Genomic DNA, 13,008 nt, shown 5'->3' with positions numbered 1-13,008 from the left:
TTGCCGCTGTTTGGCGCGATTATTCCCGGCAAGCGGGTTTCCCGACAGGCCGGTTCGCCGCATGATCGTAGCGGCGCCGTGCTTCAAAGCTGGCGTTAACCGCAGGAGACAAGAACATTTGCCTTGCACGGCCAGGGTCGCGACACTCCTTGCGCAAAACGACAAGAGAAACGAGGCAGAGCCATGATCTTTCTGACCGGCCTACTGGGCATGATGGCGATCGGATCGCTGGCCTTCCTCGGCATCGGGTCCGGTGACGACGGCGACGAAGACGACGATTTCGCCAGGGTCCCCGAAGAAGACGCCGTCGGGGACGCCCCTGTCGATACCCTGGACGACTTCCCCCTGCCGGACACGTCTCCACCCGATACCGCCCCAGCCGATACCGCCCCCGAGGCGGCCGAAGGACCCGCCCCCGCCGGCCCCGTTTCCGAAGACACCGCGCCGGACGGAACTGGTGATCTGTCTGACTTCGAGGGAACCGATGACTTCGACCTGCGCACGGGCACGGCGGGTAACGATCTCCTGCGCGGCGACGTCGGGGCTGACCGGCTGGATGGCGGTGATGGCGACGACAGCCTGGAAGGCCAGGCCGGGCCTGACGACCTGTACGGTGGCGCCGGCGATGACCTGCTGTCCGGCGGCAATGGCGAGGACAGGCTGAATGGCGGCGAGGGCGCTGATTATCTGCGCGGCGGCGCGCATGACGACGCGCTGCATGGCCGCGACGGCGACGACACGCTGATGGGGGACAAGGGAGAGGACACGCTGTTCGGCGGCGCGGGCAATGACCTGTTGTCCGGCGTCCACCTGGACGAGACGGGCGAGGATGACGACGCGGGCGATTTCCTCAACGGCGGCACCGGGGACGATACGGTGATTGCGGGCGAAGGCGACGTTGTCTCGCTGGGCGCCGGGGCAGATGTGCTGGTCCTTGGCGAATGGATGACAGAGAGCGGCGCCGACATCCTCGATTACGATGACGATGAAGACCAGTTGATGGTCGTCTACAACGACAGCCTGCACGGCGATGAGCCGGACCTGGACATGCGCCCCAATGCCGAGAATCCGTCACTGACCGAAATCCTGCTGGGGGACGAGGTTCTGGCCACCCTGCCCACCGAAGACGCTCCGGACATGGACCAGATCGTCCTGATCGCGGAAAGCGCCCTGACCGACCTCGGGCTGGATATGGGGCCCGATATCGCCCAGGTGCGGCAGGCAGGCTGAGGACCCCATCTTTTGCCCGGTTCGGCCCGCGCCACCTGCGCGGGCCTTTTTTCATGGCCGTGCGACCCGCCGATCATCCGACCACATAAAAATCATTTAAAATAGAGCCTTAAGTCCAATTTTTTGCCACACCCCGGCCCCGGACAAGGCGCGCAACAGGTCGAGTCTCGCCCGGAAAGAGGGGTGAGTCATGGCGGCATTCAGCATGTCCCTGGCATCGGCGACGGCCACTGGGACGTTTGTTCAGGACTATCATTTCGGCACCAACGCGCTGCACGAAATCAACATCGCCACCGATGGGGACATGCTGCCCTATGACGGCTTCGTTGCGGCGGTCGACGCTCTGGACCTGACGCATCTGCGGTATCCCGGCGGCCATGCCGAGAACACGATCGACATCACCCGCCTGGACAACGGCCAGCTGCGGGCAGAGGTGCGGGCCTTCATGGACTGGGTGGTTGCCAACAGCTCGCCCGGCCACATGATCCAGGTCACCTTCGTGCTGCCGACCAAGGTGGACATCCCCGCCGCGCAGATCGAGGCCTTCGTCTACCTCCTGCTGGAGGAATACGGCGACCATGTCTCGGGCCTGGAGATCGGCAACGAATATTCCATCGGCAAGCGTGTCGACGGCTTTGACCGCAGCACCCACCCGGAGGACAACCCAGACAGCGATTTCGTCTCGTCCATGAACGAGACCGAATACGGAATCGCCGCGAACCGGGTCATCAATGCAGCTCAGGATGCCATAGACCGGCTGCAACGCGATCACCCCGAGCTGGGCCACGACCCGGCGATCCTGATCCAGCTGGGCGACATCAGCGGCGCAGGCAGCGCCTACAAGGGCAACGGCAACTGGGACGAGGCGAACGAGGCGATCCTGTCCTGGCTGGACCAGCGCGCGCTGGACGCGATCGACGGTGCCGTCGCGCATTACTACTACAACATCCAGCATGATGACTCGGTTGTCTTCGAGGACAGCAACCAGACGGGCCGCAGCATCGACCTGCGCATCGACAACTTCAACATGCACCTCGGCCGCGATGTGCCCGTCTACATCACCGAATGGAACGTCCTGAATTCCAACGCGAACCAGCAGGGCATGGCCGCCGCCTCGACCCTGGTCGAGATGTTCGAGTTCATCGTTCAGACCGAAACCGCCGATGCTTTTATCTGGCCGCTGCAGCACCGCACCTCGAACACCATCGCCGGCAACCGCAGCGCCGATGACATGGACCTTTCCGCCGGCGGCGGCGCCTTCCGGATGATGGCCGACAGCCTGCGCCCGGAAACCAGCGCGGAAACGGGCCATGTCGAACGCTTTGAAAGCATCGAGACTGAATGGAACGGCAGCAGCGGCGAGGTCGAGATCAACTATTACGCCAGCCCCTACCACGACGTGATCTATGTCTCTCTGCGCGATCTCGATCCCGGGACGGTCACGCTGGACCTTGCGCCTTTCCTCGACGAGGCCACGGGCGTGACGGTGACGCGGCTGACGATGGATCCCGCCTCTTCGGACGGGCTGAGCGACCTCGCGGACGAGAACGGGCTCAACCGGATCGGGCGCCGATACATCGACGCCGATGAACTGGCGATCCTGTCGCAACTGGCCTTCTTCGACGAGACCAACAAGAACCATGTTCAGGACCTGGGAGGCGGCCAGTACCGCACCTACCTTCCGACCGCGACAGGCATCGTGGCGCTGGTCGCCAATCCGCAGGGCATCTCGGACTACTACTTTGCCACAGAGGTCGATGTGGCACCGATGCTGGTGGATGTGACGGGCGATCACCTGAACAGGGGCAGCGTGGGACTGTCCATGCTGCCCTACGACGTGGTCCAGATCGTGATCGAAAAGAAATGGGTCCAGGAAGGCAGTGCCGCGGGCGACCGGCTGACCGGCGGCCTCGGCCAGGATGTCGTCCTGGGACGCGAGGGCAATGACACGATCACGACCGGCGAGGGGGACGATACGGTCAAGGGCGGTTTCGGGGACGACCACCTGGATGCCGGGTCGGGGGCCGATTACATCGTCGCGGGCAGTGGCAATGACACCGTGCTTGGCGGCGCCGGGGACGATCTGATCGTCGCCGGCACCGGCACCAAGATCATCCAGGGCGGCGCGGGCAAGGACACGGTGCGGCTGGACGGAGCCAGCGGCAGCTATTCGGCCAGTTTCAGCAACGGGGTCCTGCGGCTGGTCAGCGCCGATGCCGATGTCCGGCTGCAAGGGGTCGAGGTGCTGGACTTCGACAACCGGACCGTGTCCGTCACAGACTACCTCAACGAGATCGGCGGCGCGCCCACCGGCCTCTACGGCACCGCGAACGACGACCAGCTGACCGGCACATCCGACAGCGAGATCATCAGCGGCGGCGATGGCAGCGACATCCTGCTGGGTCAGGGCGGACAGGACACGCTGATCGGGGGCGCGGGCGACGACCTGCTGATCGCCGAGGGGCGCGGGCTCTACGGGACAGAGATGTCGGAACAGGTCTTTCGCATCTACAACGCGGTCTTTGGCCGTGAACCGGACGTGAACGGGCACCAGTACTGGGTGACACAGCTTGCCTCCTCGGCCATGAGCCACGCAGAGGTGTCGGGACATTTCATGTCCTCGCCCGAGTTCCAGCGGACCTATGGCACCACCACGGACGCCGAATTCGTCACCCTGCTGTACCAGAACGTGCTGTCCCGGGCGCCGGATGCCGCCGGGATGGCCGCATGGCTGGACTATCTCGACGGAGGCATGTCGCGCCAGATGGTGGTCCGGCATTTCGCCGAAAGCCCCGAGAACCGGGCAGGCACCCAGGATGCGCAGGCCGCTTTCGATGGCCGGTGGGATGCGTCCAACTGGTCGGATGACCTGTTCCGCCTCTACCAGGCCATGCTGAACACGGACCCCGACGCCGCGACGTTCCAGGACTGGATGCAGGCGCTGACAGGGGGGGCGACGATGCAGGATGCGGTGGCCGGTCTCATGGCCCTGCCCGCCTACCAGTCCGGCCTTGGGGCCGTGGGCGATGCCCAGTTCGTCACCCAGCTGTACCGCAACCTCCTCGATCGCAGCCCCAACGGCGCCGAACTGGCCAGCTGGACGGCGGCGCTGGAGGGCGGGCTTGCCCGGTCGGAGGTGATCCTCGACCTTGTCGGCAGCCCCGCCGCGATCACGGCCAACGACGCGGCGGTGCACGCCTACATGCTGAGCCTCGGCCCCGACGATATGCTGGAGGCGGGAACCGGCGACAACATCCTGTCGGGCGGGCTATACAGCGATACCTTCGTCTTTGACCGTAGCGACGATGGCACCCATCTTGTCACCGACCTGGAACCCTGGGATCGGGTGGACCTGTCCGACTTCGGCTATGCCGATGCGGATGCGGCCCTGGCCCGGATGAGCCAGCAGGGCGATGACGTCATCTTTCAGGACCAGGGCGTGACCGTGGTCTTCAACGACCAGCAACTGGGCCAGATCACCAGTGACATGATCTTTTACGCCTGACCGCCTGCCACCCCCTGTCCCCGCCCCGACAGGGGCCGCGACGCTTGACTCTCCTGCCGATCCTCGCCAATCCCGATCAAAACGCTCGGCCGGGTGAAAGACCCGCGCCCAGAGGAGGCAGCCATGCAGCAACGGCACCGCACAGTGACCGAGCGGCTACTATACGCCGTCGCAATCCTGATCGCGGCGTTCTGCGCCCTGCCCCATCTTGGTGTCCTGCTGGCCGCGGTCTCTGCCGAAAGCGATACGCTGGCCCATCTCGCGCAAACCGTGCTGGGCCGCTACACCGCGACCACGCTGATCCTGCTGGCGCTTGTCTCTGTCGGGACGCTGCTGATCGGCACCGGGGCGGCCTGGCTGGTGGTCATGACCGAATTCACCGGACGCCGCATCCTCGAGGTGGCGCTGGTGCTGCCACTCGCCTTTCCGGCCTATGTCATCGCCTATGCCTACACGCATCTGCTGGACCATCCCGGCATCGTGCAGGCCACCCTGCGCGACATCACCGGCTGGGGGCCGCGCGACTACTGGTTCCCGGAAATCCGGTCGACCGGCGGCGCGGCGGCGATGCTGATGCTGGTGCTTTACCCCTACGTCTACCTGCTGGCCCGTGCCGCCTTCATCAGCCAGAGCGCAACCACGGTCTTTGCCGCCCGTTCCCTGGGCCGGACGCCGCTGGGGGCCTTCTTTTCCGTGACACTGCCGATGGCGCGTCCCGCCATTGCCGCAGGTGTCCTTTTGGCCGCGATGGAGACCATCGCAGACTATGGCACCGTGTCCTATTTCGGGGTTCAGACCTTTGCGACCGGGATCTACACCAGCTGGTTTTCCCTGGCCGACCGGGCCGGCGCCGCGCAGCTGGCCCTGGGGCTGCTGGCCTTTGCCCTGCTGCTGGCGGTGCTGGAACGCAAGAGCCGGGGGCAGGCGCGCTACCATTCGGGACGGCGCAGAGAGCCGGTGCCGCGTGCCCCCCTCAAGGGCGGGCTGAACGCCGCCGCGCTGGTGGCTTGCAGCCTGCCGGTGCTGCTGGGCGCGCTGATCCCGGCACTGGCCCTGCTGACGATGGCGATCGGATCGGAACAGGACATCCTCAGCCGCCGCTACATCCGGTTCATCGAGAACTCGCTGACCCTGGCCACCGTCGCCGCGATTGTCACCGTCGGGGCCGCGGTGATCCTGGGCAGCATCAGCCGTATCCTGCCCGGCCGGCTCACCGGCATCGCACTTTATGTCGGGCGGCTGGGCTATGCCGTGCCCGGCGGGGTGATCGCCGTTGGCCTGCTGGTGCCCTTCGCCGCCTTCGACAACGCGCTGGACAGCTGGATGCGGGACACCTTCGACATCTCCACCGGCCTTTTGTTCACCGGCTCCATCTGGGTCCTGGTGGGCGCCTACATGATCCGTTTCCTGGCTGCCGCCATCGGCGCCTACGAGGGCGGGATTTCCACCGTCAGCCCCAACATGGACGCCGCCGCGCGGGTGCTTGGCCAGAACGCCGTCGGCACCGTGCGCCGCATCCACATGCCACTGCTGAGGCCCAGCCTGCTGACCGCCGGTTTGATCGTCTTTGTCGACGTGATGAAGGAACTGCCCGCGACTCTGATCATGCGCCCATTCAACTATGACACGCTGGCGGTACAGGCGCACCGGCTGGCCGCCGACGAAAGGCTGGAAGGCGCCGCCGTGCCCAGCCTCGTGATCGCCGTTCTGGGCCTCTTGCCGGTCGTCCTGCTGATCCATCGGATGCGCAAGGAAGACTAGCCCTCGGGCATTCCCGCCTCCCGCATGACGTCCAGCCAGCGCTCCGCGGTGCCCTCGGGTTTCCAGTTGGGGGCGATCCGCGTCACCTCGACCTTCAGCGTGTGACCCGGTTCAACCGCAAGAAAGCGCGCCATCGCGTCGCGCGCCTCATCGGTCCTGCCCAGGCAGATCAACAGGGCGGCGAGCGCCTTGTTCGACGGCGGCGGCGGCGAGGACATGCTCAGCATCGCCTCCAGCCCCGCCTCGCAGTCACCGCTTTGCCAATAGGACCAGCCCATCTGCCAGCGCAGCCAGTCCCCGTGCAGCGGGTCCACCCGCTTTGCCCGTTCCAGCGCCTCGATCCCCTCATCGGCCCGGCCCTCGTAGACCAGCGGGATGGACATGGCGATCAGCACCAGCGAATCCGATGGATTGAGCTCTGCCGCGCGCTTGTAGTGCTCGATGGCCTCGACATGATGACCGCGCCGGGACAGCACCCGCGCAAGCGTGTAGTGGGACATGTAGTTCCGGGGGTTCTTGCGCATGGCGATTTCCGCCAGCTCCTCGGCTTCGTCCAGAACGTCGTCCATCGGCGTCATCCAGCCCATGTGGCTGGCCGTGCCCAGCATCAGCGACGTGCCGATATAGCCCCATTCGGACTCCGGTTCCTCGCGGATCGAGGTGCGCTCCAATGCAATCGCCTGCTCCCAGTGCTCGCGGCTGAGCTGGCTCATCAGCTTGCGTGCCTGCATCCCCCGCAACAGCGAATCCACGCCGCCCGCACCGGTCCGGTCGGGCAGGTCGATCATCACCGTTTCACCGACAACAGAGGCCACATGGCGCACGATCTCGTTCTGAACCACGAAGAGGTCGTCAAGGTCACGCTCGTACTGGTCCGACAGGATATGCGCGCCTGTGCCCGTCTCGATCAACTGGATGGTGACCCGCAACCGCTGTCCGTCGTATTGCTGGCTGCCTTCCAGAACATAGCCCGCGCCCAGCACCCGCCCGATCTCGCGCACGTCGGTCGGCGTCTCGCGGAACTGGAAACTGGAATTGCGCGCGACCACCCTGAACTGCGGAAAGCGCGCCAGCTCGGTGATGATGCCCTCGACCAGCGCGTCGCTCAGGTAGCCCTGCAGCGGCTCGGGACTCAGGTCCTCCAGTGGCAGGACGGCCAGAACCGGCGCCCGCGCGTGGCTGTTGTCCTCGGGGTAGAAGGCCATGCCCAGGACACCGGCACACAGCAAAACAACCGCCAGCAACAGCGGCAGGATGCGTTTCGGCGTGTCGGTCGGGGTCACGGCGGTACTGGGCGGGACAAAGCGATAACCCTTGCGCGGGACGGTCTGGATCACCTTGCGATCGGTATCGCCCAGCGCGCCGCGGATCTCGGCAATACATTGCACGAGGCTGTCCGTCCCAACGGTCCGCCCCTCCCAGACCTGCTCGGCAAATTCCGCCTTTTCGATGGTCCGATTGGGCGACATGGCCAGCAGGCGCAGAACCTCGCGTGTTTGCGGGCGCAGATCCACAAGAGCGCCGTTTGGCGTCCGCAGCGCCCCGTCCGTACCGTCCAGGGTGCAGTCCGTCGTTTCGAATTCGTAAATTTTCACCGGTTTTCGTTCGGTAATTCGATCACTTGGCTGGCTAAATCTTACCCTACGTCAATTCGGCTCGTTTCGCAAAACAAGGGCGCGCCGCCACATGATTTGGAGGAAGAGATGAGATTACCGTTCTTTGCAGCCGCCGTCGCGGCCCTGGCCTGTCCCGCCCTGGCCCATGACCCGATCGAATGGAACGGATCGACAGTGCACGTCCTGCTCGACAAGGAAATGACAGGTGGCGACATGGGCATGTTCACCACGCATTTCGTCGGCCCCGGCGGTCCGCCGCGCCATATCCACGACGACGCCGGAGAGGCGTTCTACGTTCTCGAAGGCGAGGCACAGTTCCTTGCCGACGGCGACGTGATGCTGGTCAAGGCCGGCGAGGCCGCCTTTGTCCAGAAGGGGGTCGATCACACCTTCCGCCTGACCGGCGAAGAAGGTGGCAAGATCCTGGTGATCGTTGCACCCGGCGGGTTTGAAGGCTTTTTCGAAGCGACGAAACACCTGAAACTGCCCGACGACATGGATGAGTTGAACCGCATCTCAGAGGAGTTCGGCCAGATCTTCACCGGCCCACCCCTGGAATAGGCGGGCGCGCGAAAAAAAGGCGGGGTCTCCCCCGCCTTTTCCACTCGGTACACTGGCTGAAATTACTTCCAGCCAACCTCGTTAAAGATTTTCTGGGCGGTGGGGATCTGCTTGGCCACGGCCGAGAGGTTCACGTCATCGGGCTTGAAGAAACCCAGTTCGGCCACGGAGGGGCTGAGGCCCACGCCCGGGACGGCCGGGTATTCGTCGTTGCCCGCCGAGAAATATTTCTGTGCCTGGTCGCTGGCCAGGTACTCGAGGAACTTGATCGCGTTCTCTTTGTTGGGCGCATGCGCGGCCACGCCGCCACCCGACAGGTTCATGTGGGCACCGGTGCCATCCTGGTTCGGGAAAACCCAGCCGATCATGTCACGGCTGTCGCTGAGGCCGTCGACCTCGGTCCGGATCGCGCGTGCAAAATAGTAGGTGTTCGACAGAACCACGTCGCATTCGCCCGAGACGATGCCGCGCAGCTGGTCGGTGTCGCCCCCTTGCGGATCACGCGCGAAATTCGCCACGACACCGGCGGCCCAGTCACGCGCGGCCTCTTCTCCCATGTGCTCGACCAGCGCGGCCAGCAGCGTCTGCATGTAGGCGTTGGTGCCCGAGCGGATGCAGACCTGGCCCTTGTACTTGGGATCGGCGAGATCCTGGTAGGTGGCCGGCGGCTCTGTCACGTCCTGCTTGTCATAGAAGATGATGCGCGAACGCTGCGAAAAGCCGAACCATTCGTTTTCCGCATCCTGCAGGTAGCCGGGCACGCGTGCTTCCAGCACGGCGCTTTCGATCGGCTGCAGGACACCGGCGTCCTTGGCCCGTTCCAGGCGCGAGGTATCGACCGTCAGCAGGATATCGGCGGGCGAGTTGCGGCCCTCGGCCTGCATTCGCGCGATCAGCTCGTCGGCATTGCCCTCGATGCGGTTGATGGTGATGCCGGTGGCATCCTCGAAGTCCGAATACAGGCGCTCGTCGGTGTCGTAGTGGCGCGACGAGTAGATGTTCACCTCGCCTTGAGCGATGCCCGCCGTCGGGGTCAGCCCGGCCAGGGCAACAAGCGCTGCGGCGCCGAGTCCAGTCTTGAGGGTCATACGTTTCTCCCTTGAATTAAATCCTTACTCTTTTAGTCAATTACAGGTTCCAGCTGCGGATGCAAGCGGTCTCGGCGGATTTCGGCACTGGCGAGAGTCCCCATGCCCCAAGCCGAAGGCGCGACCCCGGATCACATATAAACATTCGCATTCAAATGCTTGACCAACTCGGATACAAAAAAGACGTGCAGGACAGGGAATTCAGTGACATGGCCGAAATCGTCATCATGGAGGACGATGCGCATTTTGCAGACCTCGTCGGGCAAAGCTTGACCGAGGCCGGGCATAGCGTGACCATCGCCCCCTCCGGCGAGGCCGCGCTCGAGATCGTCATGAACCGCCGAATCGACCTGGTCATCGTCGACATCCTGATCATGGTGGATGGCGCCCTGTCGCCGGACGGCGGGTTGCTGTTCCTGACCCGGCTGCGCCAGCAATCGCCGTCGCGCCCCTTCAAGACGCCAAGGGACATTCCCGCGATCGCCATGTCCGGCGCCGTGAACAACTACTGGACCAAGGACCTGCTGAACACGGCGCAGAGCTTTGGCGCGACAGAGATCCTGGCCAAGCCCTTTCCCCCGGCGCACCTGCTGGAGCTTGTCGCCCGGCTGACCGCCGACCAAGGGCCGCCGGTCAGGCCCTCTGCAAGGTGATCGTCAGGCCAGCCAGTTCAGCGCCCTTCAGGAAATAGGGCGCCACCCGCAGTTCCTGCACGACCCCGTCGAAATCAAAGGTCTCGCTGCGCGTCTTTTGCAGGGTCAGCACCTCGTTGCAGATCTCGACCAGCCGGGGAAAACCGTCGACCGGCAGGTTCACTTGGCTGATGTGACCGATATGGGTTCCGTGTTCCGTCAGGGCGAACAGCTGGATCGCGTTGCGCGAGGCGCTCTTGATGTTCAGGCGCGTGTCCAGCACCAAAAGGGGCATCGGCAGCGCAGCCTGGATCGCGGCCTGTTCGGCCACGAGACGGTTGAGCTCCTCTGAATTGATCAGCAGTTCCTCGTTGACCGTGATCAGTTCCTCGTTGGTGGATTGCAGCTCTTCGTTCGAGGTTTCCAACTCTTCGTTGGTCGACTGCAGTTCTTCGTTGGTCGATTGCAGTTCCTCGTTCGTGGACTGCAGTTCCTCGTTAGAGGTCTGCAGTTCCTCCATCGTGATCTGCAGCGCCTCGCGCGCGTCTGCCAGCTCCCGCTCGATATAGGCCAGGTAGTCCGAGGCCTCGCGATCCGCCTGGTTCGGCAGCACCGTCTCTTCGACGAAATCCGTCTCGATCGAGACCAGCACCAGCCGCCCCTGCGTCACCGGACGGTCCGCCTTGATCGGATACCCGCGCAGGCGGACCCGGTTGAAGCCACGGCCCGGCATCTCTCGCCAGACGCCGTTGCGCGGCTTGCCGTGCTTCAGGCAAAGCGGGATCAGGCTGGACGCCTCCGAGGCGATCTCGGACTTCAGCATCCGGGTGGTCAGCCGCCCGCGCACGTCGTCGGTCACGGTGGTAAAGGGGCTGATGTCGCCAAAGATGCGCAACAGGTCCTTCTGTTCGTTGGCCAGGAACCCAATCGGCGCGACAGATGCCGCGATGGTGCCGAAGACCTCGTTGTCCTCCAGTGGCTTGGGGACGACATGCGACCTGTCACCGCCCTTGCCGGTGTCAGCCCTGATCGCCATTCCGAACCGTTCCAGCGGCTTTCGGTCCAGCGTTCCGCCCCGGCGCTTGCGGAACAGGCGAATGCCCTCGCCGACCCGTTCGAAATAGGGTTCCAGCGCGCCGATATGTTCGGAGGTTCCGATGAACATCAGCCCGCCCGGACGCATCGAATACAGCAGGCGGGACATCACCTTTTCCTGCAGGGTTGTGTTGAAATAGATCAGCGTGTTGCGAAAGCTGACAAGGTCGATGTCGCTGAACGGCGGGTCCTGAAAGACGTTGTGCTGCGAGAAGAGGATCAGGTTGCGCACTTCCTGCCGCACCCGAAGGACACCGTCATGCTGGGTGAAGTAGGCCTCGGTCATGGATTGCGGCATGTCGGCCGCGGCGCTGATCGGGTAGGCACCGGCGCGCCCGCGGGCCAGCGCCTGCGTATCCAGGTCCGTCGCGATGACCTGAAAGGCGCGGGCCTCGTCGCGCTTGGGGAACCCCAGCAGGTCACACAGGATGAAGGCGATGGAATAGGCCTCTTCGCCCGTCGCGCAGCCGGGGACCCAGATGCGGATCGGCCTGCGATCCGTCTGTTCGACATAGGCCCGCAAGGCATCGGCCAGCGCGTCGAACTGATCGCGGTCCCGAAAGAACCGGGTGACTGAAATCAGCAGGTCGCGATACAGCGAATCCAGCTCCTCGGGATTGTCGCGACAAAACTGTACGTATGCTCCGTAATCCTCGAAGCCGCGCGCGATCATGCGCCGCTGAATGCGCCGGCCCACGGTCTTTTCCTTGTAGTTGCGGAAATTCACCCGGGTGCGCACCTGCAACAGGTGATAAAGATCATCGAATTCCGTGGGCTGTTCCATCTGCGCCTGCAGCCCCGACAGGTCGCGCGGGCGGCGCAGGATGGCATCCAGCTGATCGCCGATCTCGCCGGGGGACAGGATCAGGTCCACGCAGCCTGTCTCGATCGCCGAATTGGGCATCGTGTCATAGCGGGACGAGGCCGCGTCCTGGGCGATGGTGATACCGCCCGCCTCGCGGATCGCCTGTACGCCATAGCTCCCGTCGCTGCCCGTGCCGGACAGGACAATCCCGACGCTCCTCTCTCCGTAATGCTCTGCAATCGAAGAAAAAAGTCGGTCCGCCGAGGGTTTCGGCTCTGCCGCGCGGCCAGAGGGCGGTCGCAGGTGGACGGCGCCGTTCTCGACCACCAGGTCGAACTTGGGAATCGGAACGTAGATCGTGTCCGGCTCCAGCGGCATCGACTGGTCGACCGCCTTCACCGACAGCCGGATCTCGCGCGACAGCAGGGTCGGCAGGACGCTTTCGTGGTGGGGGGACAGGTGCTGGGCCAGGACATAGGCACAGCCCGCGTCCGCCGGCAGATGCTGGGCAAGCAGGGACATGGCTTCGAAGCCGCCTGCCGAGGCGGCAATGCCAACAACCGTTTCAACATCCCTGGAAATGCTCATGACTCGATCCGAAATAGGCCGGGCTTGTGGCACCAGGGCTTCAGCGGCGCCTTCCTTTACCCATAGTTAACCAAATCTGGGGTTAAACGCTTTACAAGAGGTGAACAAGGAACCCCCTAGGTGCAAT

8 protein-coding genes are annotated in these 13,008 nt (G+C 64.3%); 5 read left to right on the top strand and 3 right to left on the bottom strand.

Going from position 1 to position 13,008, the window contains the following annotated elements; all coding sequences use genetic code 11:
* Positions 1-183: 183 nt before the first annotated feature.
* The 3 genes from BLQ71_RS13335 (at position 184) to BLQ71_RS13325 (ending at position 6,496) form a co-directional block, all read left to right on the top strand.
* Positions 184-1,230: a calcium-binding protein gene (locus tag BLQ71_RS13335; protein WP_074622062.1), complete on the top strand. Its 1,047-nt coding sequence runs from the start codon at positions 184-186 to the stop codon at positions 1,228-1,230.
* 190 nt (positions 1,231-1,420) lie between these two features.
* A complete protein-coding gene (locus BLQ71_RS13330; RefSeq protein ID WP_074622061.1) occupies positions 1,421-4,735 on the top strand; it encodes a DUF4214 domain-containing protein in 3,315 nt (1,104 codons plus the stop codon).
* A 123-nt stretch (positions 4,736-4,858) separates the two neighbouring features.
* The gene (locus BLQ71_RS13325) at positions 4,859-6,496 is read left to right on the top strand and encodes an ABC transporter permease (RefSeq protein WP_052244263.1); all 1,638 of its coding nucleotides are present in this window, start codon (positions 4,859-4,861) and stop codon (positions 6,494-6,496) included.
* Here the strand turns inward: BLQ71_RS13325 and BLQ71_RS13320 are convergent.
* Positions 6,493-8,091 carry a winged helix-turn-helix domain-containing tetratricopeptide repeat protein gene (locus tag BLQ71_RS13320; RefSeq protein WP_074622060.1) on the bottom strand — a complete coding sequence of 533 codons (1,599 nt, stop codon included), beginning with the start codon at positions 8,089-8,091 and terminating at the stop codon, positions 6,493-6,495. The genes BLQ71_RS13325 and BLQ71_RS13320 overlap by 4 nt on opposite strands.
* Before the next feature lie 108 nt (positions 8,092-8,199).
* Between BLQ71_RS13320 and BLQ71_RS13315 the strand changes: the two genes are divergently transcribed.
* Positions 8,200-8,673 carry a cupin domain-containing protein gene (locus tag BLQ71_RS13315; protein WP_074622059.1) on the top strand — a complete coding sequence of 158 codons (474 nt, stop codon included), beginning with the start codon at positions 8,200-8,202 and terminating at the stop codon, positions 8,671-8,673.
* 62 nt (positions 8,674-8,735) lie between these two features.
* On the opposite strand, the gene BLQ71_RS13310 is transcribed toward BLQ71_RS13315, so the two are convergent.
* Positions 8,736-9,761 (bottom strand): Fe(3+) ABC transporter substrate-binding protein, encoded by a 1,026-nt coding sequence (locus BLQ71_RS13310; protein ID WP_069210869.1) that lies wholly within the window; start codon positions 9,759-9,761, stop codon positions 8,736-8,738.
* A gap of 209 nt (positions 9,762-9,970) precedes the next feature.
* Between BLQ71_RS13310 and BLQ71_RS13305 the strand changes: the two genes are divergently transcribed.
* Positions 9,971-10,414 carry a response regulator gene (locus tag BLQ71_RS13305; protein ID WP_175459239.1) on the top strand — a complete coding sequence of 148 codons (444 nt, stop codon included), beginning with the start codon at positions 9,971-9,973 and terminating at the stop codon, positions 10,412-10,414.
* Here BLQ71_RS13305 and BLQ71_RS13300 read toward each other — a convergent pair.
* Positions 10,395-12,881, bottom strand: coding sequence for a chemotaxis protein CheB (locus tag BLQ71_RS13300; RefSeq protein ID WP_074622057.1), 2,487 nt, complete (start codon positions 12,879-12,881; stop codon positions 10,395-10,397). The genes BLQ71_RS13305 and BLQ71_RS13300 overlap by 20 nt on opposite strands.
* Positions 12,882-13,008 lie beyond the last annotated feature (127 nt).

The sequence above is a fragment of the Antarctobacter albus genome (assembly GCF_900101505.1).
In the GTDB taxonomy this organism is placed as follows: Bacteria; Pseudomonadota; Alphaproteobacteria; order Rhodobacterales; family Rhodobacteraceae; genus Antarctobacter; species Antarctobacter albus.
This window is presented reverse-complemented; position numbering and strand designations above follow the sequence as displayed.